The organism is Helicobacter sp. T3_23-1059 (assembly GCF_053654515.1).
In genome coordinates this window covers 22,242-46,649 of record NZ_JBSIUV010000021.1, presented here as the reverse complement: position 1 = coordinate 46,649, position 24,408 = coordinate 22,242, and the positions used below count along the sequence as shown (strand labels likewise).

At 40.4% G+C, this 24,408-nt stretch carries 17 protein-coding genes and 1 pseudogene; 5 read left to right on the top strand and 13 right to left on the bottom strand.

The window, feature by feature from the left end; genetic code table 11:
• The 3 genes and pseudogenes from ACWIX0_RS07470 to ACWIX0_RS07460 form a co-directional block, all read left to right on the top strand.
• Positions 1–2,159 (top strand): TonB-dependent receptor (locus ACWIX0_RS07470; protein WP_454173282.1); only part of this gene is annotated, 2,159 nt, incomplete at its 5' end.
• Positions 2,146–2,568 carry a hypothetical protein gene (locus ACWIX0_RS07465; RefSeq protein ID WP_454173280.1) on the top strand — a complete coding sequence of 141 codons (423 nt, stop codon included), beginning with the start codon at positions 2,146–2,148 and terminating at the stop codon, positions 2,566–2,568. The genes ACWIX0_RS07470 and ACWIX0_RS07465, both read left to right, overlap by 14 nt.
• Positions 2,569–3,044: 476 nt before the next feature.
• Positions 3,045–3,783 (top strand): annotated as a pseudogene (locus ACWIX0_RS07460) (hypothetical protein); the annotation flags it as partial.
• Between the two features lie 187 nt (positions 3,784–3,970).
• Here the strand turns inward: ACWIX0_RS07460 and ACWIX0_RS07455 are convergent.
• Positions 3,971–4,162: a hypothetical protein gene (locus tag ACWIX0_RS07455; protein WP_454173278.1), complete on the bottom strand. Its 192-nt coding sequence runs from the start codon at positions 4,160–4,162 to the stop codon at positions 3,971–3,973.
• 372 nt (positions 4,163–4,534) lie between these two features.
• Between ACWIX0_RS07455 and ACWIX0_RS07450 the strand changes: the two genes are divergently transcribed.
• Positions 4,535–5,737: a hypothetical protein gene (locus ACWIX0_RS07450; protein WP_454173276.1), complete on the top strand. Its 1,203-nt coding sequence runs from the start codon at positions 4,535–4,537 to the stop codon at positions 5,735–5,737.
• 662 nt (positions 5,738–6,399) lie between these two features.
• Here ACWIX0_RS07450 and ACWIX0_RS07445 read toward each other — a convergent pair.
• The 3 genes from ACWIX0_RS07445 to ACWIX0_RS07435 all read right to left on the bottom strand — a co-directional run bounded on the left by ACWIX0_RS07445 (position 6,400) and on the right by ACWIX0_RS07435 (position 9,110).
• The gene (locus ACWIX0_RS07445) at positions 6,400–7,647 is read right to left on the bottom strand and encodes an AI-2E family transporter (protein WP_454173274.1); all 1,248 of its coding nucleotides are present in this window, start codon (positions 7,645–7,647) and stop codon (positions 6,400–6,402) included.
• A gap of 140 nt (positions 7,648–7,787) precedes the next feature.
• Entirely contained in the window at positions 7,788–8,537 is a 750-nt protein-coding gene (thiE, locus tag ACWIX0_RS07440; RefSeq protein WP_454173272.1) for a thiamine phosphate synthase, read from the bottom strand.
• A 36-nt stretch (positions 8,538–8,573) separates the two neighbouring features.
• Entirely contained in the window at positions 8,574–9,110 is a 537-nt protein-coding gene (locus ACWIX0_RS07435) for a DinB family protein (RefSeq protein WP_454173271.1), read from the bottom strand.
• Positions 9,111–9,341: 231 nt separating this feature from the next.
• On the opposite strand from ACWIX0_RS07435, the gene ACWIX0_RS07430 reads away from it, so the two are divergent.
• Positions 9,342–10,448 carry a hypothetical protein gene (locus ACWIX0_RS07430; RefSeq protein ID WP_454173270.1) on the top strand — a complete coding sequence of 369 codons (1,107 nt, stop codon included), beginning with the start codon at positions 9,342–9,344 and terminating at the stop codon, positions 10,446–10,448.
• A 219-nt stretch (positions 10,449–10,667) separates the two neighbouring features.
• Here ACWIX0_RS07430 and ACWIX0_RS07425 read toward each other — a convergent pair whose 3' ends face one another.
• From ACWIX0_RS07425 to ACWIX0_RS07385, 9 genes are all read right to left on the bottom strand, one after another.
• Positions 10,668–10,790 (bottom strand): hypothetical protein, encoded by a 123-nt coding sequence (locus tag ACWIX0_RS07425; RefSeq protein WP_454173268.1) that lies wholly within the window; start codon positions 10,788–10,790, stop codon positions 10,668–10,670.
• A gap of 77 nt (positions 10,791–10,867) precedes the next feature.
• Positions 10,868–13,603 carry a hypothetical protein gene (locus ACWIX0_RS07420; RefSeq protein WP_454173266.1) on the bottom strand — a complete coding sequence of 912 codons (2,736 nt, stop codon included), beginning with the start codon at positions 13,601–13,603 and terminating at the stop codon, positions 10,868–10,870.
• 400 nt (positions 13,604–14,003) lie between these two features.
• The gene (gene mfd, locus ACWIX0_RS07415) at positions 14,004–17,309 is read right to left on the bottom strand and encodes a transcription-repair coupling factor (protein WP_454173264.1); all 3,306 of its coding nucleotides are present in this window, start codon (positions 17,307–17,309) and stop codon (positions 14,004–14,006) included.
• Positions 17,287–17,694 (bottom strand): bactofilin family protein, encoded by a 408-nt coding sequence (locus ACWIX0_RS07410; RefSeq protein ID WP_454173262.1) that lies wholly within the window; start codon positions 17,692–17,694, stop codon positions 17,287–17,289. The genes mfd and ACWIX0_RS07410 overlap by 23 nt, the downstream gene beginning before the upstream one ends.
• Positions 17,652–18,542 (bottom strand): M23 family metallopeptidase, encoded by an 891-nt coding sequence (locus tag ACWIX0_RS07405; protein WP_454173260.1) that lies wholly within the window; start codon positions 18,540–18,542, stop codon positions 17,652–17,654. Before ACWIX0_RS07405 ends, ACWIX0_RS07410 begins: the two co-directional genes overlap by 43 nt.
• A gap of 75 nt (positions 18,543–18,617) precedes the next feature.
• Positions 18,618–19,580, bottom strand: a complete 963-nt coding sequence (locus ACWIX0_RS07400; protein WP_454173258.1) for a M23 family metallopeptidase — start codon at positions 19,578–19,580, stop codon at positions 18,618–18,620.
• Positions 19,567–20,949 carry a bifunctional folylpolyglutamate synthase/dihydrofolate synthase gene (locus ACWIX0_RS07395; protein ID WP_454173256.1) on the bottom strand — a complete coding sequence of 461 codons (1,383 nt, stop codon included), beginning with the start codon at positions 20,947–20,949 and terminating at the stop codon, positions 19,567–19,569. Before ACWIX0_RS07395 ends, ACWIX0_RS07400 begins: the two co-directional genes overlap by 14 nt.
• Before the next feature lie 3 nt (positions 20,950–20,952).
• Positions 20,953–21,480: an LPS assembly lipoprotein LptE gene (lptE, locus tag ACWIX0_RS07390; RefSeq protein WP_454173254.1), complete on the bottom strand. Its 528-nt coding sequence runs from the start codon at positions 21,478–21,480 to the stop codon at positions 20,953–20,955.
• A gap of 58 nt (positions 21,481–21,538) precedes the next feature.
• Positions 21,539–24,406 carry a leucine--tRNA ligase gene (locus ACWIX0_RS07385; protein ID WP_454173253.1) on the bottom strand — a complete coding sequence of 956 codons (2,868 nt, stop codon included), beginning with the start codon at positions 24,404–24,406 and terminating at the stop codon, positions 21,539–21,541.
• Positions 24,407–24,408 lie beyond the last annotated feature (2 nt).

Here is a 24,408-nt window from a genome sequence, read left to right as displayed (position 1 = left end):
TCTATCAAAACAACTTCCAAATCGATGGCTTTAATATGAATAATGATTTAGAACCAGCTGGTGGGACTACAAATGGACCTACAACATTGAGAGGTGGGCGTTCTCAAGGGTTAAATATTGATACTAGCCTTTTAGAATCTATCACCGTGCTTGATAGTAATGTAAGTGCAAGTTATGGGGGCTTCACAGGTGGCGTAGTGGAGGCACAGGTGCGCAAGCCACGCAAAGATAATAGTGGTATCAATGGTTGGCACGCAAATATTAGCTATCAGCATACTTCAAACCACCTCACACAATACCATATCCACCAAGACCAAGAAGCAAACTTTGCGACAAGTGCTGATGAAAACTACCAACCACAATTTCATAAGCATCTAATAAAATCTAGCGTGGAGGGCTATATCACGGAGAATCTAGGGCTTATAGCGAGCTTTAACACCACGCAGAGTTTTATCCCGCTACAAGCCTACGGAGATTTTATGGGTGCTGGGGCAGATTCTAAAAAGACACGCGAACAAAAACGACAAAGTTACAATTATTATGCAAAGATATTTTATAACCCGAGTGAAAATCTCACGATAGAGGCAAACCTCGCTTATATGCCACAATTTAACACCTATTACCACGCACTTGCAAAAGACAGCTACTATTCAATGGAAAGTGGCGGATGGCAAGCGGGACTAAAAGCGTTATGGCAGAGTAATGCGGGGCTATGGACAAACTCGCTAGGATACTCAAGGTTAGAAAATTCTAGGCGCAGTGATACAAACTATTGGCTAAGCTGGTTTGTGAGTGATGAGAAAAATTGGGCGTATTCTCCTACTGCGAGCGTAGGGACTGCAAGGGCAAATGAGGGTGGTTATGGTGATATAGATGAGTTACAAAATACGCTTAATTACAAAAGTGATTTTACATTTAGTCCATTAAGCGTGTGGCGCACTGCGCATAATTTCCGCGTAGGAGTCGATTTGGATTATCAAAAGTTAGGCAAAAATCGCTTAAATGAGTATTATGGCTTTACTAATCCAGCTCCATTAGTAGGGCAATCTTGTCCAAATACGCCTGATAGCTTTGGTATTTGGAGTTGCTCAAATGTGCGACCAAAAGACAAAGTGCCTAACAATGCCACATTTAATCAGTTAGGTTGGAATGCAAATTGGGATACAATCGTAGGGCAGTATTTTAATCTGCTTACATTTTATTTACCAAAGGGCAATGTAGAGTTTGATAATATCGCTTATGGGGCTTTTGTCGAAGATGATATAAATTTTGATTTAGGAAAGGTAGGAGAGATAAATACGCGCCTGGGCTTGCGCTTTGATGGGGATAGCTATATGAGCAAGCAAAGCCTTGCGCCTAGATTCTCTATTAACTATGCCACGCCTGCAAGTTCAGAATTTAAAACACAAATCACATTTGGGGCAAATCGCTACTATGGACGCAATCTTTTTTCGTATCGATTCTATGATTATCTCAATAGCTCTGCTAGCCAATGGACTAGAAATTCTCCAAATGATGCGTGGGTAGAATCCACAAATCCAGCCGCAATGGTGTATTCAAGTTATAAATTTAGCAAACTAAAAGTTCCATATAGTGATGAGTTAATGGGCGCAATCACACAAAATCTAGGAATCTTTGGCGCGACACTGAAATATATTTATAGAGATGGTAAAGATGAGATAATGCAAATGCAAAGAAACAATTTGAAACCTCAACCGCCACTTGAGCCGGGCTATGGATATGGCACAAATGGCGGAAACTATACTACTTGGACAAATGATGGAAAAAGCGAAAGTCATATTATTTCTTTCATTGTGCAAAATACCAAACTCATACAAACTTATGGAATAACACATAATTATCTTTTTGCCTTTGACTATACACAGGTTAATCGCGGATACAACATTTATGGCACAGATAGCGCGTATTATGACAACGATGATGTGGTGTATAATGGGCAGATTATCAAGTATAGAGATAGACCTGTGGATAACTATGCGCGACCTTGGACTTTGCGATTAAATACCACACACACCTTTAATATAGGCAAAACTAAATGGCTACTCAATAACTTTTTTGGTTACAAGTGGGGTATAAATTTTAAAAAGTTGTCATACTTAAGCGCGTGCGTGCAAAGTATCTCAAATGCAAAAAAATAACAAGAGAGATATTTCGCTAACGCTCAATATGACAAAGAAAACTCCGTCATTGCGAGTGAGTGAAACGAGCGTGGCAATCCAAAATAAGCCCCCTCCCTTAGCACGATGGGGACTAAGGGGGTGGTTAGATTTTACGCTAGCAAAATTTGCATTATTAGATTTTGCTTTTTCAAGGCTTGCAACGCTAGATTTTTCTTTTGCAATATCTACTTTGCTAGAATCTGCTTTTGAATTGTGCAAAGAAATCTTGGAAGTGGAATCTAAAGATACCCACCCCCTAGCCCCCTCCGCACGGGAGGTGGAAATTCTGTCATTTCAAGAATTTGTGTTGCTGTCATTGCGAGCGAACGCAGTGAGCGTGGCAATTTATCGCTATAAAATGTCAAAAAAAAAAAAAAAACACTTTTGACAAAATCTAATAAATGGATTGCCACGCGTTTCATTTGAAGCTAAAAATGCAACGCGTGTAATGACAGCACGAGTGTAGATTACCACGATTTTGCAATTTTTGTTCAGGTAGCAAAAACTCGCAATGACAATAAAATCTGCTAAGATAGTTTCTTGTCAAAACGCTAAGCCTTTAGAAGCAAAATTTCAAAGGTTTAATATGGAAGTCTTAAATAGCACAATCATAATCAAAGCATTTAGATTTTATGTTTAAATGTTTTCACTCCTTAGGTTTTTTATTAAGGCTCAATCCAACTTAATCTCACATAAAGGAGTCTTAAGTTATGATGTCAGCGATAAAAAACAAGTATATTGATACACATAAAAACCTTTGCAAGAATTTAAGAGGCTAAGAGAATCAAAAACAAGATAGATTTAAAAAAAGATTCTTAAATATGTTTCTACTTCGCTTACACTCTTAACTTTGCAAGAAGTCTTGATATTGAAGCTGTTAAAATTGCAAAATTAAGCAAAATTTCTCGTCAAAGTATCAATAAAATCATCAATCAAATCCGCATTTTAATCGCCAAAGAATGTGAAAAAATCTCTACATTAAATGGTGAAATCGAAGTTGATGAAAGCAATCTTTTGATATAGATTTTGGGTGCTAAAAGAGTGAGAGGCAAAAGAGGGCGTGTAGCAGATAAGAAAACTTCTGTATTTTTGCTTTGTTTCACTTACAACTGCAAGCAAAAGGTATGCTAAAACGAAATAATTGTGTTTATACTCAAATTGTAAAACATTGCTTGGCAGATGAGCTTTTGCCTATAATACAGAATTTAAGCAATATGAGTGAGACAGAATTTTATAGTGCAAAATTGTATGATGATTGGAGGGCTTATGATGGGCTAGTAGATTTTTTGCTTCGCTTACGCTTACAACTGCAAGCAAAAGGGGCAAAGGCACATCATCGTGTCAAACATAGCAACAATGAGTTTGCAAAAGGCAAAAATCATATAAATGGCATTGAGAATGTTTTTGCTTCGCTTTTGCTCGCAAATGTAAGCAAAATTGGCTATGCAAAGCATAGATTTGCTAATTTAAAGGAATCAAAAAAGAGAATTTCTTGCTTCATTTAAAAGAAACAGAATTTAGGTATAATACTCAAATTAAACAGCAAGATTTGTATAAAATCTTGCTGAAAATGATAAAAGAAAATCTGTTTAAGTTGGATTGAACCTATGTTTTTTCCATACATTGCGGATTTATAAGCCTCTTAATCTCCCCTCCCTTAGCACGAGGGAGATTAAGGGGTGGTAAAATTGTCATTGCAAGTGTTGCTTATGCCACGCGTGGCAGTCTATTATTTTTTCATTACATTGTAGATTTTGCTTACACAATTTGCGACCACTTGCGCTTGCACGCTAAATTGCTACTTTGTAGCTGTAGGCTTGTGCCACGCTCACTTTGCTTGCTCGCAATGACAAAAACTCATCAAAAAACCCTACCTCAACCACAAAAACCCCCAAACAAAATCCACCAAAAGCCACCCCACAAAAAACCCCCAACCACATAAACCCAACACAAAATCTAAAACCCAAAAAATCCAAACTCACTACAAAAACCCATAGATTGCCACGAATTTGCAACTTTTAACAAAGCCACAAATTCTCGCAATGACAAAAAAACCCTCACTACAAAACCCCAACAACACATAACCCCAACAAAATCCAAATCCCAAAAAAAACCAAAAACCCCCCTCCCAACAAAATCCAAAACCCAACAAAAATCCACACCAAAACCCAACAGCAAGCCCACCAAAAACCCACAAAACCCCCCAAACAAAATCCAAAATCCCATCGTTTTACACGATTTTTACATTTTTTGTATCTCATTTTTACTTCTTTTTGGCAAAATACCAAGCATTAGGATTTTGTGCCTATCTCAAGTAGGCAAATCCTAAAATCAAATCCCAAAAAGGAGACAAAATGAAAAAAGTGGCTTTAAGTGGCGCGCTAGCTGCGCTAGTAGCACTTCCTGCGCTAGGTATCGAAGTGTATAACAACGAGGAAAAAGATGCTTCTGTAAATATTTATGGAAGTTTGCGGGGCTTTCTAGGTGGCAGTGGCAATTTGGGCAATATAGGTCAAGCAAACTACGAACAATCAAGCAATAAAGGAAACTTCCTAATCGGTTTCCAAACCAACTCTCACTTTGGTATCGATACCAAGTATGGCAAGCTAACCACCAAAGTAGAATTTGGCTTGAGTGAGAATAACTTTCTTGGTAGTACTGATAGTCCTACTGATGCTAATGCTTTTAGACCCGGGCTACGCAAAGTCTATGGCACTTATGACTTTGGCTCTGGTGGTAAGCTAACCTTTGGTAAGCTAGATACCCCTACGATTGAGGGAGGGTTTCAAACCAACTTTGCCAATAATGACGCAGGTGGAAATGGCTTTGGCTCTATCACCACAGGCTCTCGCAAACTCCAAGTCCAATACGAGCACTCAGGGGCAAAAGTAGCGATAATAGCAGATGAAGCAAAAGCGGGTAGTTCTGCGGCTACCGCTTATACACAGAGTTATGGTGTAAATACTAGACTACAAACTTTCCCTAGAATCGCCCTTAGCTATGAGTCCAAGCTAGGCGACAAAGGCAAGCTAAAAGCTGGTATCACTTATAAATACTACGCAAATCGAGGCAATACAAACAATGTCCACGCTGGACACTTGCTAGTGGGCGCGAAGTTTGGCGTGGGTGGAGACTCTACACTATCGACATTTTTCCACTACGGGATAAATGGGCATCTATACGGCGAGCAACAAACTGCGCAAAACACAGGTTTGTATGGATATGATAGCAAAGCCATCAATGCAGGGATATGGGCGCAAAGAGCAGGCTTGCTTTTTGAGTTTGGCACAAAGCTAAATGATACATTGTCCCTAGCAGCAGGTGCTGGCTACCAAGCGACATTTAATGGTGTTGGAAGTGAAAGGGAAAACTACCATAGCGGACAAAACCAAATACACGGCTACCAAGTCTATGCAAACCTCCCTATCAATGTCGCAAAAGGCTTCCAAGTCGTCCCACAGCTCGCTTTCTATGACACTATCCAAACATACAGAGGTGCTAAAGCGACTCACAAAAGCGCACTCGTAGGACTTCTCCGCCTCAAATACGACTTCTAAAAGTTTGTTTTATAGCCTCTAACCTACGCGCTTTAATATGATTTTAAGAGGGGGTTTTTAAACCCCCTCTTATAAGACTTAGCTTTCACAAGAAAACAAAAATATCTCAAAGCACAGCTTCTTTAGAAAAACTTCAAAACACAAACAGAGATATTTCGCTAAACACTCAATATGACAATAGGTAAGAGATAGAGATATTTCGTTTTCTACGAAAACTCAATATGACAATAAAAGGTTTTTGCGCTTCATAAGCCTGTCAAAAAATTCCGTCATTGCGAGAATCTAGGATTTTGTTAAAAAACCTAGATTCGTGGCAATCCAAAATCCCCCTCCCTTTGCACGAGCGGACTAGGGGGTGGGTATCTTGTCATTGCGAACGGATTTGTCAAAATCCGCGTGGCAATCTATATCTTTGTCATATTGAGGTTTCGCAGAAACCGAAGTATCCAAAACATTAACCATTGTCATACTTAGCGCAAGCGAAGTATCTATAAAATCTAAAAACGCAAATAGAGATATTTCGATCGTTTCACTCCCTCAATATGACAAAGAAAAATCCGCTCACAATGACAAAACCTAAGACAAAAATCCATACAAATCTAATGATTTTCTAACGAATCTGCGCTTTGTTTGTGTGGCTTGCAATGACAAAAATACAAACTCTACACAAAATCTTTTTCATAAATCCTAAGCAATGCGATAAAAAACACACTAATAGCAGGTCCAAAGATAATCCCCCAAAATCCAAATGCCCCAAGCCCCGCAAAAATGGCAAAAAATATGATAAATTCATTAACTTCTAATGGCTTATCAAGCAATCGTTTATTGACTACCCGAATCAAAAATGGCTTTACCACACTATCGATGATAAATGCGATAAACACCAAACTATATAACGCCAAAAATACCGCTTGATACGCCTGCCCCTGCGCATATAGCAAAAGCGCAGTAGGTAGCCACACCAAAATCCCACCAACAATAGGGATAAGAGAGCAAATCCCATATAGCACGCCCAAAAGCACGCCATCAAGCCCAAAAAAATACGCACACACGCCAAACGCCACGCCCTGCAAGCATACATTTAAAATCGTAGAAAAAAACACCACTCTAAGCATGCCATTTATTTCCCCTGCTACAAGTGCTACTTGCCCCCTCCCAAAAGGCAAAATCCGCTCTAAATACTTATAAATCCGCCCTCCATAATAAAAAAACACAAACAAAAACACCATAATAAAACAAATATCAATTAGAAAATTTATGCTCTCTTTGATAATGTATGAGGCGATATTTGTGGCATTTGAAGCGATAGATGAGAGTGAAAATTTGGATAAAAGATTTTCGTTATTTGGCAAACCTAGATTTATATCAAATGGCAAATGAGAGAGAATATAGGAGATTTTGTCATTTGCGCTTTGGTAGAGAGTTTGGGCTGCAAGCCAATCGATATTTAGCAATGATAATGCCCCACGATGAATCACAAAAAATAACGGCACAATGATAAGCAAAAGTAGCACAAATACGCTAAAAAGCGAAGCTAGTCCGTTGTTTTTGACAAGCCTCATAAACCACTGCTTGATAAAATAGCTTGCCACACAGAGCAGAGCTGCGATACAAAGGGCATTTAAAAACGCATAATAAAGATATGCCATAAGCCCGAGCGACACACAAAAAGCAATCCCAAAAAATACCTGTGCGCGAAATGAATGCGTATGGCTATGATTTGCTTCTATGCTAGAATCATCTCTCATATCTAAAGCAGATTTGGCAAAATCCACGCTAGTTTTTGTGCTAGTTTTGTTGCTAGTGTTTATGTCGATTTTGGTGTGTGTGTCTTGCTGATTTTGTGGCTTGTCTTTTTTGGACTTAAATGGCTTATTTGCCAAAATCTTATTTAGTATATTTGCAAACATTTTTTTCCTTTTTAACGCGTTGTGGGATTTACATTATTTAGATTTTGCGTTGCGTGGATTTTATATTTTTTAGGCAAAATGATTTTGACAAAAAACACTTTGATAAAAAACGCTTTTTAGACAAAGCTATTTTAACAAAATCATTTAGACAAAGTAGCTAACATCTTTTCTTTTAGATTTTGGCTTGCTAGTTTTGGATTTTTAGCGTCCATTATCGCCCTCACTACTGCTACTCCTGCTATCTCTAGCCCTGCTAGCTCGCATACATTATGCTCATAGATTCCGCCTATGGCGATGATGGGGAGTTTTTTGACATTTTTTGCGGTGGATTTTAGTGTGGATTTTGTGGCAGATTTTGAGATAGTGGCGATTTTGGCAATGATATTAGCTAGCCCATCTATGCCGATGGTTATGGCATCTGCTTTTGTCGTGGTATCCCACACCGCGCCCACTCCTAGATAATCCGCGCAAAATATATCCTCACCCAAAGATTCTATCTCGCTTATTTGATTTAGGCTTAGCCCTAGTATTTTATCCTCGCCCAAAATCTCTCTTGCCACGCGCACGGGCAAATCCTTTTTTACCCCGATATGCACTCCGCTTGCCTTGCAGGCTAGGGCTATATCGATTCTATCATTGATGATTAGTGTCTTGCCAAACTCATCGCAAATAGATTTCGCCCTGCACGCAAGGGCGTAAAAATCCTTTGCATCAAGGGATTTTTCACGCAATTGGAGCATATCTACGCCATTTTCCCCACCTGCCAATGCCTCACGCACAATGCCTAAAAACTCATCTTCGCTTCTTTTCCCTCCAAAAGTATTTTTGCTAGCGACAAGGTAGAGGATAGGTTTTGTTGATTCAAAGATTTTTAGATTTTGGTTAGACATTGCGATATTCTATGTATGCAAGATTTCTTCGTCTAGCTAGATTCCAAGCGCGCCGTTAAAGTCGTTTTCTACCCCCATAGTATCAAGCACGCTTGCTATCATTCCTCTATGGTGCGTGCCGTGATTGAGTATGGCAAAGATGAATTGATACACGGGCTTTTTCATCGCTCCCCACGGGAAATCTAGCTCTTTAAGCACGCTAAAATCCTCTATGCCCGCGATTACTTGCAAGATATAGCTATCGATTTCCTCGCGTGCGGCAAAGAGGTTTGTCGCGTCATTGTGTATTTCAGGTTTGAGTGTGAATGGAGATTCGAGCATTGCTTCGATTTTGTTGCTACTTGGCGCAGAGACACAAAAGAGTGCGAAATAATCTTTAAAAAATGTGGCGTCTGCGGCGGTGTAATGCGCCATAGTCCCCAAAATCGACTTAAAATACAGCCCCCTATCTTTGTGGAGCTCGCCCTCATCTAAATCCTCTAGCACCTCTATCATCGCTTTATTTGCGCGTTGGTTGTATGTCGCCATTAGCTCTAAGATAGCTTTTTGTGAAGTTGGCTGCGAAGTTGGCATTGTGTGTCCTTTGGTGTTTTTTGGTGTATTTTTTGTCATTTGTATTTGCGCGTTTGCATAAATCTTTAGGCTAGCAAGACATTCAAATACGCTACAATTCTAGCACCTAAAGCGCAACAATCATAACTTTTATGCAAAATTTATCCCCCAAACGCAACTAAACGCAACCAAATGCGACAAAACACCAACAAAAAGCGTTTATTTCAAATGAACACTTCACAAGGAGCAAGTATGAGTAAAAGCGCAAGATTTCAAAATCTAATCCTCCAAAAATACTGCGCAAATGGCAATGATTTTCTTATCTTTCATACCTTTATGCAGGGCGATTTTAGCGAGCTAGCAAAAAGACTTTGTGATAGATTTTATGGTATCGGTGCAGATGGGCTAGTAGTCGTGCTACCGCAAAACCAAACAAAAGATTCTACCAAAGAACACACAAAAGAATCTAGCCCAAAAAGCACGGCAAATATCGCATACAAATGGGATTTTTACAACTCTGATGGAAGCAAAGCAAGTATGTGTGGCAATGCTAGCAGGTGCGTGGGGCATTATGCTTTTTGCTTTGGGCTAGCAAGACAGAAGCATAGCTTTTTAAGCGAAGCAGGAGTCATAGGCATAGAAGTAGATGGCGACATAGTGCAAAGCAATCTAGGGAAATTCCATAGCCTAAAAAAGCTAGGAAAGCTAAAAGAGATTGTATCGCTAAAAGAAATCACAAACTATATGGAAAGCGCAAAATCTAGCTATGCACCCGCGCTAAAAGCTATAAAAGAATCTAAAGATTCTAGCTTTGATTTAGCATTGCGCTGGGCTATGGGGGATTTTGGGAAAAATAGCGATTTGGGTGGAGATTTTGGGCAAGATTTTGTGGAGGATTCTAAAGAGTTAGCACATTTTGCGCTTGATAAACTTGAAATATTAAAAAATAGCGAGTGGTTTTATATCAATACAGGCGTGCCTCATTTGGTATGTTTTTTGAGCGAGGATTTATTGCCAAATGCCAAAGATAATGCCCAAAATAAGCCAATCCTAGCCATTCTTAGAAATAAATTTGATGCAAATGCCACCATAGCGCACAAAGTAGATGATAAACGCATAAAATTTGCTAGCTTTGAGCGCGGAGTGGAGGCTGTAACGCTATCTTGCGGTAGCGGTATGGCAGCAGCACTTGTGGTGGGGTATCGCTTTTTTGGGGTAGAGAGCAAGGCGATGCTTATCCCCCCTAGTGGCGAGCCTACACAAGTAAGCGAGGATAGCGAAGGCTATGTATATTTGCGTGGGGCGGTTTGCCATATCGCAAGCTGCAATGTATCCGCAAACTTGCTTGCTAAAATCTAATCAAAAAATATCTTTAATCCATCAAATAAATAAGCGTAATTTTTATAAAAAACATAGGATATATCTTTTCACTTGCGCAGGGCAGTCTATTTGGATTTACAAATCAGCTTTTACTCCGTCATTGCGAGAATTTAGGCTTTTGTTAAAAAGACTAGATTTGTGGCAATCCATAAAAAATTTTGTCATATTTAGCGCGTAAGTGCGAAATATCTCTAAAATCTAGGTTGCCACACAAGTCTTGCGACTTTCTCGCAATGACGCAGTGGTAGAATCCTTGCATACAATGACATAAGTTTCTTTGTCATTACTTGAGTGAGTGAAACGAGCGAAGTATCTAAACATATAAAATCAAAAATAGAGATACTTCGGTTGCTTTGCAACCTCAGTATGACAATCTAAAACCACCTAACTAAAAGCAACTAAAACCAATGCGCAAAGCGTAGAGAAAATGCCGTGCTTACGCCATTGCTAGCTTTAGGGCTAAATCCTGCAAAAAATACCCCCGTGTAGTTTAGGCTTAGCTCGCTATTTTTCTTTAGCACCCATATCGCGCTTAAATCTATATTTGCATACAGCGGGGGTAGGGCGATTGCTTGCGTGTCTGGATTGCCCGCGTAAGAGAAGCTAGCTTTGTTTAGGTTGTGGAAAATATTATATTTCGCGCCTATTGTCGCGCTTGTCTTAAAGCTATTTTTCCAGCTTTTATAGTATTTCACGCTCGCACTTATCATAGGGAAATGCCAAAAATGCGTCTTGTAGATTTCATTTGTAGGCTCTATCTCAAAGCCATTTAGGCTTAGCATATCATAGCTTAGCCCGATTTCAGGGGATATGTAGGAGTTTTTCTTTGGGAAAAATGCCGTGATTCCACCGCGCACATCTGCCCCTGCGGAGTAGGCAAATGGCTTAAAGTTTTGCGTAGAGCCAAGTGCGATAAAGGATAGATTTGGCAATTCTATACTTCCGTGCAGGCTAGATTTTATGTAGTATTCTGCGGGCTTTTGGCTAAAAGAATAGGTTTTAAATAGATTTAGCCCTGCTTGGAGGCTATTTGTTTGTATTGTGATATTTGTGGTGGGGAGTTTTGTATCTAGGTTTGCGTATTCATAGCCTAGATAGCCACCTAGCACGCCTTTTCCTTGTAGGTTTTTTTGGATTCCAACTATCGCGCCTCCTGCCCACTCTGCGGTGCTAGAGGTGCTATCTCCTAGCGTGGTGCTATGCGCACCATAGGGCAGGATAAATGCTCGTTTGTTTCGTTCGCTTTCATAGGAGATAAACATTTTATCAAGCTGGTCGATTAGCTCGTAGTTGTTGTAGCCTTTTTTTAGATTTATCCCCTTGCTTTGTCGCAGGGTGTTTTTTGCGAGCTTGTCGCGCACTTTGTCTAGCTGCTTTTGGTCGCGCTTTTTTTGTTTGGCGTATTTGGAGCTACGATTTGTAAGGCGCGTCATATCATCTTTGAGAGATTTATACTCTGCTTCTTGCTCTAGCTTGTAGCTCGCACGGAAGCTCTTTGTCGTCATAGAATCTAATATATTTTGTGTCATTATGTAGCGGCGCATATATTGCAAAGTGATACTGCGCAGTATGCTAGCACCATAGCTTGTGCTGACATCAGGGGAGAGGGAAAATCCTTCTTTATTATCGTCTTTGTTTGTTTGATTGTGTTTGATAAATAATCCCGGTGCGGCTACCACATTTGTATCGTTAAATTTATTATCCCCCTTGCTATTTGTAACGATAGAATTATACGCATAGACTTGATCTCTTTTTCCACCTTGCGCTAGGCTTACGGTTACTTTGCCTGTTATGTTGGTTATGGTGGGTCCTTGTGCGCTTACATATAGGTGCTCTTTGTTGTTGTATTTTGTAGTGTCATTGTCTTTATTCCAATTTCCTGCAGGGCTCGCTAGTCGGATAGAAAAATTATTTAGATTTAGGTAACCTATCGTGCCTGCCCCCGATATTTGTCCTAATGAGCCACCATTTAGATTTAGGTTGCCAATGTTGCCAGAATCTACTTGTAGAGTAGTAAGGCTAGAATCTACTTCTATATTTATATTACCTATACTTCCATTTTTATCTAATGTTAATGTATTTATCCTGCCACCTTTACTTAGGCTTATTGTGGTTATATCTCCGCCAGAATTATTTAATCTATCAATAAAACCACTTACGCTTATACTGCCTATTGTCCCGCCTTCTTTTTCAAGTTTGTTTAGCGTCCCGCCACTATTTATGTTAAAAGTGTTGATATGCGCTCCATTGTTCATTGTTAGCGTATCGATTTTGCCACCATTATTTACGCTTAGCAGATTGATAAGTCCGCCACTCATCGTAAAAGTAGTGATGCTACCACCTCGCTCCACTCGGAAATCATTGATATTTCCTGTGTTTGTTAGCGTGCCTATTGTGCCATAGATTAGCGTATGTGTCCTAATCCAACCATTATTTGTAAGATTCATTATTGTTGCAGGTGATTGGACGATTAAAGAAGCACCGCTTTCAAAGCCTTGAGATAGCCCACCACTGCCTGCAAAGCCTGCATTTAGCTCGCCATCTTGCTCTATGGTAAAATTTTGCGTAGTGCCTGAGCGAAAATTAAACCCTCCAAATTTGCCCGTAAAGTATTGGATAGTATTTGGGCGATTTTGCCTTTTTAGCGTGATTGATTGCATATTACCCTCTACTACCACAAACTCTGCCCAATTATTTGGCACAGCACTTATGTATGACGCATTGTTCGGCTTAGTAACCCAAGTAGTAGCACCTGTGAGTTTGTAATATAGTGCATTTCCTGTGAGCTGTATGCGATATGGATTATTTAGCAGTTGATTTCCGCTAACATTTGGTTGTTGCCATTCCGTGATAAGTCCTGCAATCGCAAAATGCGCAAAACTCGCAGGAAATAGCAACGATGCGATAAGGATTTTGCTAGGTTTTGTGTTGGTGGGATTTGTTTTTGGGGTTGCTTTGTGGGTGGGATTTAGGGTAGATTTTGAAGTGAGGTTTATTACAGAAACGATACGCGCACAAAGTGGCGTTATTTGCCTTAGAAGCGCAAATTTTGCTAGTTTGGTATATCTTTTATGTGGTTGCCCCCCCCCCCTTAGGATTTTCGTAGTTTTTGTGGTATTTATAGCATTTGTCATTTGTTGTCCTTTTTTGTTTTTATGTGGCTTTGTGCCTACATAGAGAGACTTGAATTAGCAATGTGTGTAAAACGCAAATGCTGATTCAAGAAAGCAAAATCAAACCCTAGTAAAAAAGTAAATGTATTATAAATAAATTTAGATTAAAAAAGTTTTAAGCCACACAAAAAAAATGATTTTTGGGGAATGTTTGGGAATGTTAGAAAATGTGGATTTTGTAGATTTTGAATAAAACGCTTTGGTGGTATCGCCTATGCGATAAAAAGCTAAGCAAGGCAAAAAACAAAATCAAACAAGCAAAGTAAAATAAACAAAAAAAGGCAAAAAAATAAAATCCCCTGTAAAAAATCTGCAAAAGATTTTATAGTTTTTTTTGAATGTGGTGTTTGTGTGCTGTTTATCACGCTTGGCGCAAAAATACCAAAATACTCTCTAGCACATCATCATCATCTTTGCTTGGGGATTTTAGTGAGATTTTGCGGCTAGACTGCGCTAAATGTGTGTTAGAAGTCATAGATTTTGTAGAATCATTAGATTCCATAGATTCTCTAAATTCTACTTGGATATTTTGCTCATAGTGCAAAATCTTTGCCACGCCCTTGTCTTTTGCCAAAATCTTTATCACAATGAGTTGCAAAAAAGCCCTACTCATCTCATCTAGCTTGCCAAATCTATCCTCTATCTCACGCTCAATCTGCGCTACTTCGCTTACTTCCTCGCATAGCGATAGCCTGCGATATATTTCTAAGCGCAATCTATCGCTAGGGATTAGCTCTGGGTTTAGATACGCACTGACATTTAGTCGTAGCTCCACGCCTTTTTTCTCGCCCTCATCGATTTTGCCACCGCTTAGCGCGTTTATGGCTTCTTCTAGCATTTTTAGATAGAGGCTAAGCCCGATATTTTTGATATGTCCGCTTTGGGATTCTCCTAGCAAGTTCCCACCCCCGCGAATCTCTAAATCGTGGTAAGCGATACTTGCTCCACTGCCTAAGTATGAGTTGCGCTCTAGGGCTAGGAGTCGTTTTGTGGCTTCTTGCGTGATAGATTCTATGCCCTCTATCAAAAAATAGCAAAATCCCTCTTTGTCCCCTCGCCCCACTCGCCCGCGTAGTTGATGTAAATCTGCTAGCCCAAATCTATCTGCACCATCGATTATGATTGTGTTTGCATTTGGGAGGTGGATACCTGACTCGACAATGGCGGTGCAAAGCAAAATGTGGTATTTTTTTAGCAAGAAATTGTGTATTATTTCCTCTGTGTCATTTGCGCTGATTTGAGAGTGTAAAACGGCTATGGATAAATGTGGGAAAAGCTCCTCTAGCTCGGATTTTAGGGATGGGATTTGTGCGATATTATTATGCACATAAAAGACTTGCCCACCGCGTCTTATTTCGCGGTTTATGATTTCTTTTAGCAGGGCATCGCTTTTGGTTTTGATAAATGTGCGAGAATCTTTGCGCTCTTTTGGTGGGATTTCTAAGCGAGATAATCCTTTGATTTTGGAGAGTGCCATATTTAGCGTGCGCGGGATTGGCGTGGCTGACATACTTAGGATATGCGCGTTTTTGCAGATTTTTTTTAGCCCTTCTTTTTGTTTTACGCCAAATTTATGCTCCTCATCAATCACTACAAGCCCAAGATGCGCAAACTCCACGCCAAACGCGCTATGCGTGCCGATAAGCACATCGATTGTTCCATTTTTGCACGCGCTTAAAATCTCGCGCTTTTGTTTTGCGCTACAAAATCTATCAAGCCTAGCCACTTTAATCCCAAGCGGGCTAAGCCTAGAATCTAGTGAGGCAAAATGCTGTGAAGCAAGCAAAGTCGTAGGCACGATAAACGCGCTTTGAAAGCCACTTTTTTGCACGGCAAAAATGGCATTCATCGCTACTTCTGTCTTGCCAAATCCTACATCACCGCTTAAAAGCCTATCCATAACCGCACCACTTTGCAAATCTTTGTAGATTTCATCTATGGCTTTTTCTTGATCTAGGGTTAGGGTAAAACCGCTTGAATGCCTAAAAAGTGCTAATTCTGGGTTTTTGGTATCAATGGCTATGCCTTTGGTAAGATTTCGCGTGGCAGCTAGTTTGATGATAGAATCTGCTAGCTCAAAAAGTTTGATTCTAGCTTTTTGCTTGAGTTTTGCAAAGCTACCTTTGCCTAGCCTATCGACAATGGGAAGCGTGCCACTAGAGGCGATATATCGCTCAATCAAATGTAGATTTTCCACAGGTAAAAATAATTTATCCTCGCCCTGATAATCAATAGCGATAAAATCTCGCACCGCTCCTAAAATCCTATCTTGCACGATTCCGCGAAAAATCCCTATGCCATACTCGCTATGCACGACATATTCGCCGATATTTAGCTCATCTAGTTGGAGTTTGGGCTTTTTGCGAGATTTGGTATGGTGTTGGGTAGGATTTAGGCTTAGGATTATCTCACTTGGCGTGGCACAATGCACATTTGCATTTATAGGCAAAATCTCTATATTTTGATTTATGCGTCTTAGCTCATCGATATTTAGCGCGCTTAATATCGCCTCGCTATCGCAAAGAAGCGTGATTTTTTTGTGTGGATTGTGCGTGATGATGGGTGCTAAAGAAGCTGTATAAAAATCTATATCTGTGTAGTCATTGGTATATTTTAGGCAGGACAGAGTAGATTTTGCGCTATGCCAAAAGCTATCTAAATGCGTCCTCACGCTCAATATCTCATCTAGCTCACTTAGGGCATTTGGCGTGAAAATGGAGCTCAATTTTTGTGGCAAGATAAAAGAATCTATCCCTGCTTTGTCTAAAAACCAAAGCCCACAAGAAAGAATATCTTTGCTAAAAATACTGCTAAACATATCACTAAAATCATTGTGCGTATCGTTTGCCACTGCTTCATCTATGGTATCTTGCAACGCGCTAAACTCGCTAGAATCTAGCCCAAAAAGTGCGGGCGCAATAGCGATAGATTCTAAGTTTGTATCCTTGTCGCTTAGCTGTGTAGCGCAATCAAATGTGCGAATATCCTCGCACTCATCATCAAAAAAACTAATGCGATAAGGACGCGACAAAGGCGGATAAATATCAATAATATCGCCTCTAAAGCTAGCCTCCCCCTCCATCTCGATGACTTCTACTGCTTCATAGCCATAGCAAACTAGCTTAGATTTTAGCTCCTCTAAATCGTAGCGTTGCCCGACTTCTAGGGTAAAGTGTTGCAAATATTTATGCGCTGGCAGGGCATAAAGTAGCGAATAAATAGGTGCAATAAGTAGCGTATCATCTCTCTCATAAAAATCACGCAACACCGCTAAAATCTGCAAAAACTCCGTATAAAAACTGCGCAAATCCTCATTTTTGCTAAATCTAGCTTCTGGCAAAAGTAGTGGCATAGGTGGCAAGATAGTGGCAAAATCTTGTTTTAGATTTTGGGATTTTGGGTTTTGGGTTTTAGGATTTTGCGTGCTGCTAGGATTTTTAGCGGGGGTTTTTGTGGGGGTTGTTTGGTTGGTGTGTGCTAGATTTTGGCAAGCATTGTTTGGCGTATTTTGACTAGGAGTGTTTTGGTTTGGCACATTTTGCGTATTTTTAGCGTGCGCAAATCTAGCTAGCTCAAAAGCCTGCCTTGCCTCTTTTTCATCAGCGACAAGGAGGATTCTATACGCAAAGTGGTTGTTTAGGTGTTTATACAGATTTGCTTGTAGCATTTTTTGTAGCTGTTTGCATACCTTTTAGTTTGCTCTCTCCTATAAACACGCCCTTTTTCTCAATGACTAATTCTGTGGAGGTTATAATCCCCTCAAATCGTCCTTGAGATGAAATCTCCACCGTGTCGCTCTCTGTCAAGCCCTTTAGTTTGCCACTTACGACAAGTTTATTTGCATAAATCTCGCCATCTACTTGCCCATTTTTGCCTATCATCACGGTGTTTTTAGAATCGATTTTGCCCTCAAACTCGCCATCAATATGCAAATGACAATCTGTGGTAATGTTGCCTTTTATGCGTGTGCCTTGCGCTATGATGGTAGCTGCGCCAGCTTTTTGGGCTGCTATTCCATTAGATTGTTTATCGTCGCTAGTAAAGATTGCCATTCGATGCTCCTTTCTTTGGTAAAGATAAAATCAAAGTTTTTCATATCCCATTGCACGAAATTCATCGGCTGTATGGGATTGTCTAAAAACCTGACTTCATAATGCAAATGCGGTCCTGTGCTTACGCCTGTGTTGCCTGTTTTGGCGATGAGTTGTCCTTTTTTGACAAAAGTGCCTGCCTCTATAAGCACAGAGCTTAGATGTGCATAATATGTTTTAAACCCAAATGAATGGGTAATTTTGACTAATTTTCCATATCCACCATTATATCCGCTATCTGCAAAATCCACCACGCCATCAGCCGTAGCATATACCGCAGTCCCAATCGGTGCGGCTAAATCTAGCCCTGTGTGTTGTTTCCACTCGCCAATCAAAGGGTGAAATCTAGGTCCAAACGCCCCTGCAAGCCCAAAAAAATTGCCACCTAAAGGATTGCCATTTGGGATAAATTTCATAAAAAATGCTTTTTGCGCTCCTGTGATACTTGCGACATTTATGCGTTCTAATAATTCCTCATTAGGCACATTATTTACGCCGATTTGCTCCTCTAGGTTGCCTACTTTGTCGCTTGCTATGGTGATTTCTTCCATTCGCTGGTTTATCTCCTCATAAAGCGCGGCATTGCCTAAAAGCATTGTTTCATTGCGCTCTTTTATGAGCGAGGTTTTTTCATCGATGTTGCGCACTTCAGCGCGAAAGACTACCAAAGAAATGACGATAAAAAATGCCCCACTTAAAAAAAAGAGTAGCACATACAATGATAATTGACGGAAAAATATGCTGACATTGATAAATTTTGAGCCATCTTTGCTCGTTATCATTAGCACAAGTCGTTCATCAAAATTCATTTTGTATCTTTATTGTGTGTTTTTACGCTAGATTTGGGGATTTTATTGTAAGGTTTATGGATTTTTAGCCAAAGATTATTGATGAGTTCGCTTAGTAGAATCTAGCTTTTGAGTAGCGGAGCTTATGCGAAATTTTTGCAATTTAGCGATGTCTTCCATAGCCCATACTAAGTTTTTCCAATCAATTCCGTCTTTTTTGTGAAATACGACTTCAAAATTATCTATACTCCATTCTGCATACGCGCTAGGATTTAATCGATTGCTTAAAAAGCTAATCTCATAGTATAGCTTGTCGCCATTACTTCTACCACTAGAGCCACTATACCCGATTAGTTGCCCTTTTTGGACGAAATCGCCTTTTTTGATAACGACAGAATCTAAATGCGCATAAAGGGAGCTAAACCCAAAAGAATGCGTAAGCCTAATCACATTACCAAAGCTTGTTACGCCGTGCTCTTGCACAAGCACTACTACGCCATCAGCTGTGGCATATACGGGGGTTTTTTTATCAGCCATATAGTCCATTCCGCCCTCTACACCGCCTATATCGCCTAATGGGTGGTATTTGTTATTTGTAGTTGGGATTTTGGAGTGGAAATTTTTAAGAGGGTCGCCATTTGGGATAAGGCTTAAAAGAAGTTGTTTTTGCGTGTCGCTAAGATTTTCTAAATCTACTTTTGTGATTTGGGCTACTTGCTGTGGCTTTGCGCTATGAGATTTTTGCAAACTCATAATATCTTCTAATTTGCCGATTTTAGAATTTACCGCGCTTAGCTCATCGGTTTTTTTGCGTATGAGGTTTTTTAGCACGGCATTTTTTTGGTAGATGGAGTGATATTCAGCTATGGCAGAATCTTTTTGTTTAGCGATACTATTGATTTGGTGCATAAGTAGGTTCATAGCCAAAAAACTAGCCAAAAATAGCACCGCCACTACGCATAGAGCTATCAAAAAGAGCTTTTTGACATTTCGAGGCAGGGCAAACTGCCTAGAGCCTTTTTCATCGACAATAGAAACCACTAATTTATCTTGCAACATTATAAAACTCCATAAATTCTTTTACTACGCTAAATGAACCAAATACAACGCATAGCATATTTGGGTTTTCCTTTATTTTTTCTATGTTTTGTATAAAATCTGACTCTACAAAATCCGCATATTTTATGCCAAGATTTTGGAGAATCTCTATCAGTTTATCTTTGGGGAGGATTCTACTATGTCGCACTTCTAAAATCAAAAGCCTATCAATGACAGGTTTTAATATCCCCAAAATCGTTTTTGCATCTTTGTCAAAGAATGTATTATACACCAAAATAACGCGTTTTTGTTTAACAATTTGTAAAATAGAGTGCGCACAATGGGCATTATGCCCGACATCTACTAAAATATTTGGCGTGATATATTGCGCCCTAAAAGGCAAGTCAAACTTGCCTAAAGTGTCAAAATCAACGCTTATACCGATAGATTTTAACGCCTTGTATGCGACAAAAAGATTTTGTTGTAAAAATGGAGCTAGATTTTGTGCGTAGTGGCTAAAATGTGGTGGCAAAGCGATTTTTTTTGCAGAATCTTTTGCAAAATCTAAAGTGTTTTTTGAATGATTTTCTACACTGCTTTTTGCAATAGTGTCCACATTTTCTACGCATAATAGCGTTGCCCCCTTTTGTGTGGCGATTTTTTGTGCGATTTGTTGGACTTCTTTGTAGGCTTGCGGTGCTAATATCACGCGCTTACTCATCGCCTTTAGCTTTGTGGTGGCGATAGCTTTGATACTGCTTCCTAGCATATCTTGATGATCAAAAGAAATAGGCGTAAAAATGCTTAAATCCGCATTTAGCACGCTCGTGCTATCAAACTCCCCGCCAAGCCCCGCTTCACAGACAAAAAAATCACAATCCTTTGCCAAATACAACGCCAAAAAAGTCGCGTATTCAAAGTAGCTTGATTCTCGCACGATAGGGAATCTTTGCAACCATAAATGCGCGTTTTCTAGCTCGCTATGAGTGGTGATTCTATGTCGATTAGAATCTTGCGTGCGACAATCTGTAATTTTTGCCTTCGCGCTAGATTTTGCCCCATAATCCACGCAATCCACCAAATCCGCGCAAGATTGCATATTTGCCATATAAAATCGCTCATTAAAATCAAATAAATGTGGCGAGGTAAAATGCAGGACTTTATAGCCATTTTGTGCTAGCCCAAGCGTGATAAATCGCCCCGTGCTACCCTTGCCATTTGTCCCTAAAATGTGGATAATAAAGGGGGAGTTTTGTTTAGATTCCCTGCTTTGCCTGTATAGCTTCTCTAAATGAGGCTCTAAGAGTGCATAGATTCTATGCACTCTTTGCGTGTCAAATGGCGCGTATTCTGCTCCCTTTTTTGTCAAAAATGTATCTAAATCCTCCATATTTTATTTCATCTGCCCTTCATACGCCATCATCGCTACAAATCCATCAATCGTCTGCAAAAACGCCTGATTTATCGCATAATATCGATTGTTGTAAGTTGTGAGAGGGTTATCTAGCGAGACATTGTAGTCAAAATATCCGCTATTTTTTACGCTCCTTTTGTTGCCCTTTTTGTCATCATAAGTGTAGGTGGTAAATACGCTAACGCGGTAATAAGTCGCAAAAGCATCGCTACTTACCGCTATATGCGTATCTGTGATTTTGTCTATGTCTATGGTGATTATGCTATCGCTATCATCTGCGTTTGCGATTTTGTTTTGGAAGCGCGAGATGATGACTTTGTTAAACTCATCTTTTAAATCCACTGAATTTTCGGGGTTTGGCAAATTGATATTGAGTTTGACAAATACGCTATTTCCCAATGCTTTTTGGGCAAAAACGCTTGATGGCATATAGCCACAGCCATTTAGCAAAAAACCCATAGCACAAACCAAATACGCACAAAAATATAGTGAGTGTTTGCTAGACATTTGATACTCTTTTCATTGTTGCACTTGCTTTTATGTGGCGTTTTTTAGCCCTCTTTATCTAGCCCACCACAAAATTTACTAGCTTATTTGGCACGAGGATTTCTTTTTTTATATCCACATTTTGTAGCCATTTTTGCGCAGTTTGCTTTGCTAGGGATAAAATCTCTTCTTTGCTAGATTCTATGTTTGTGGTGATTTCGGCGCGTTTTTTGCCATTTATAGTGATTGCAAGAGTGATTTGACTCACTTCTAATGCCGTTTTGTCAATGGCAATGGGTGCGAAATTTTTGCGATTAAATAGCTCCTCGCTAAGCTCCCACGCGATATGCGGGATAATTGGCTCTAAAATATTAAGCAAAATAAAATACCCTTCTGTCCAAATATCTCGCCAAATGTCTTGCCAAATATCGCTATTTTGCGCATTTTGCTCGCTTTGCGTGTTTTTATTTGCTTTGTTTGTATCGCTAGATTGCGCGTTAGATTCTGCCACACTTAGCGCGTTTAGTGCCTCCATACACGCCGCAATCACCGTGTTAAACGCATAGCCATTTGCGCGTTTTTCAAAGAGCGCATTGCTTTTTTGCAATGCTTCATAGACTTTTTTGCGTGCGTTTTTTTGCGCTTCATTGAGCGCGGGAGCATCAATTTTTGGCAATGCGCTACACTTTTTTGCATATTTTGCCCTCTCATAAAGCCTACGGATAAAGCGATATGAGCCCTCCACCGCGCTATCATTCCACTCTAGCTCACGCACAGGTGGCGCGGCAAATAGCACAAAAAGCCTCGCAGAATCTGCGCCATATTTTTGTATAAGTGCGTTTGGATCGACTACATTGCCTTTAGATTTACTCATTTTTGCGCCATCTTTTAGCACCATACCTTGCGTGAGTAAGTTTGCAAATGGCTCATCAATATCCACATAGCCCAAATCACGCAACACTTTGGTGAAAAATCGCGCATACAGCAAGTGCAAAATCGCGTGCTCAATCCCACCGATATACTCATCAATATTTAGCCAATAGCGTAAAGAATCGCTATCAAACGCAGCTTTTTCCCACAGCTCGCGTGGCGTGGTGTAGCGCAAAAAATACCAGCTAGATTCTACAAAAGTATCCATTGTATCGCTCTCTCGCAACGCCTTTGCACCGCATTTGGGGCAGGTGCAATGCTTCCATAAATCGTGCTTATCAAGCGGATTTCCCTCGCCATCTATGAGAATATCATCGGGTAGGGTTATGGGGAGATTTTCTAATCTCTCAGGCACGATTCCGCATTTCTTGCAATGCACCATAGGGATAGGCGCACCCCAATACCGCTGACGCGACACACCCCAATCGCGCAATTTGTAGTTCGTTACGCCTTTGCCTAGATTTTTGGATTCAAAATGCTTTATGATTTTGGCGCGTGCTTCCTCGCTACTAAGCCCGCTAAACTCGCCAGAATCTAGCAAAATCCCGTCATTTACAAAGGCTTGCGTAATTTTTTTTGATTCTTTAGAGGTTTTAATATGTCCCCCTTCCATTGCGGAATAGCGACTTTTAAAAATTCCCCCTCCCTCTGCGGAGGGGGTTTGGGGGCGGGTAGAATTTGCGCTACTTTCCACTTTAAATTCTGAATCTTTTTTAAAATTTGCGCTTTGAGATTTTGCGCTTTGAGATTCCGTAACTACGCGCTTTATCGGCAATTTATACTTACTTGCAAACTCAAAATCCCTCTCATCGTGCGCAGGCACAGCCATTACCGCACCACTTCCATATTCGATTAGCACATAGTTTGCTACCCATAGTGGCAGTTTTTGCCCTGTGAGCGGATGGAGTAGCTCTAATCCCAAATCAAAGCCCATTTTTTCTGCTACCGCCCTGTCGCGCTCGCTTGTGTTTTGCATAGCCTGTATCGCGCTTGCCACACTAGAATCAAGCAAACCTAGCTCTAAGACGCGCTTGACTATGGCGTGCTCGGGAGCTAGCGCACAATAAGTTACGCCATAAATGGTATCAGGGCGCGTGGTAAAGACGCTAATTGTGGAATCTAGAGCGTTTGATTGCGTTTTTTTCTCCCCTTGCGGGAGTGGATTAAGGGGAGGGGTTTTAGATTTTGCACCCACCCCCAAACCCTCTTTGCAGGGGAGGGGGCTTTTTTGCGAGGGCAAACCCAATTTCTCACAAGACTTAGAATCTAGACTAAAGTTAAACTCTAGCCCGCGAGATTTGCCTATCCAATTTCGTTGCATTGTGATGACTTGATTTGCCCAATGCCCCTCTAAGCCATCTAAATCGCGCAACAATTCCTCCGCATACGCGGTGATTTTCATATAGTATTGACTCATTTCTTTTTGCACCACAGGGGTATCGCACCGCCAGCATTTGCCATCAATGACTTGCTCATTTGCAAGCACGGTTTTATCATTAGGACACCAATTTAAAAACGCCTCTTTGCGATAGATAAGCCCTTTTTCCCACATTTGGATAAAAAATTCCTGCTCAAAGCGCGTATAAATAGCATCACTTGTGGCAAACTCTCGTTGCCGTGAAAAGCTAAGCCCCAAAGATTCTAGCTCGGCTCTCATCGTGTCAATGTTTTCATAAGTCCATTTTTTGGGGTGGATTTTGTGCTTTATAGCGGCGTTTTCCGCAGGCATACCAAAGCTATCCCAGCCCATAGGGTGTAGCACATTGTAGCCCATTGTGCGATAATGGCGAGCCAAAGCGTCCCCTATGCAGTAGTTTCGCACATGCCCCATATGGATTCTCCCGCTTGGGTAGGGGAGCATTGAGAGGATATATTTTTTGGGTAGAGTGAAATCAACTTTAGATTGCGCGTTATTAGCGTTTGTGCTAGATTGCGTGTGGATTGGCTCAAAGCAGGCGTTTGCTTGCCAAAACTCCTGCCATTTTTTTTCGATAATTTTAGGATTATAATCTTGCATTA

What these genes read in the sequence shown, in the direction of transcription:
- ACWIX0_RS07450 (WP_454173276.1), top strand. Translation starts at nt 4,535, where the DNA reads ATGAAAAAAGTGGCTTTAAGTGGCGCGCTAGCTGCGCTAGTAGCACTT.
- ACWIX0_RS07400 (WP_454173258.1), bottom strand. Translation starts at nt 19,580, where the DNA reads ATGTTGCAAGATAAATTAGTGGTTTCTATTGTCGATGAAAAAGGCTCT.
- ACWIX0_RS07385 (WP_454173253.1), bottom strand. Translation starts at nt 24,406, where the DNA reads ATGCAAGATTATAATCCTAAAATTATCGAAAAAAAATGGCAGGAGTTT.
- ACWIX0_RS07465 (WP_454173280.1), top strand. Translation starts at nt 2,146, where the DNA reads ATGCAAAAAAATAACAAGAGAGATATTTCGCTAACGCTCAATATGACA.
- ACWIX0_RS07425 (WP_454173268.1), bottom strand. Translation starts at nt 10,790, where the DNA reads ATGTTTAGATACTTCGCTCGTTTCACTCACTCAAGTAATGACAAAGAA.
- ACWIX0_RS07435 (WP_454173271.1), bottom strand. Translation starts at nt 9,110, where the DNA reads ATGCCAACTTCGCAGCCAACTTCACAAAAAGCTATCTTAGAGCTAATG.
- ACWIX0_RS07445 (WP_454173274.1), bottom strand. Translation starts at nt 7,647, where the DNA reads ATGTTTGCAAATATACTAAATAAGATTTTGGCAAATAAGCCATTTAAG.
- ACWIX0_RS07430 (WP_454173270.1), top strand. Translation starts at nt 9,342, where the DNA reads ATGAGTAAAAGCGCAAGATTTCAAAATCTAATCCTCCAAAAATACTGC.
- lptE (WP_454173254.1), bottom strand. Translation starts at nt 21,480, where the DNA reads ATGTCTAGCAAACACTCACTATATTTTTGTGCGTATTTGGTTTGTGCT.
- mfd (WP_454173264.1), bottom strand. Translation starts at nt 17,309, where the DNA reads ATGCTACAAGCAAATCTGTATAAACACCTAAACAACCACTTTGCGTAT.
- ACWIX0_RS07420 (WP_454173266.1), bottom strand. Translation starts at nt 13,603, where the DNA reads ATGACAAATGCTATAAATACCACAAAAACTACGAAAATCCTAAGGGGG.
- ACWIX0_RS07395 (WP_454173256.1), bottom strand. Translation starts at nt 20,949, where the DNA reads ATGGAGGATTTAGATACATTTTTGACAAAAAAGGGAGCAGAATACGCG.
- ACWIX0_RS07405 (WP_454173260.1), bottom strand. Translation starts at nt 18,542, where the DNA reads ATGAATTTTGATGAACGACTTGTGCTAATGATAACGAGCAAAGATGGC.
- thiE (WP_454173272.1), bottom strand. Translation starts at nt 8,537, where the DNA reads ATGTCTAACCAAAATCTAAAAATCTTTGAATCAACAAAACCTATCCTC.
- ACWIX0_RS07410 (WP_454173262.1), bottom strand. Translation starts at nt 17,694, where the DNA reads ATGGCAATCTTTACTAGCGACGATAAACAATCTAATGGAATAGCAGCC.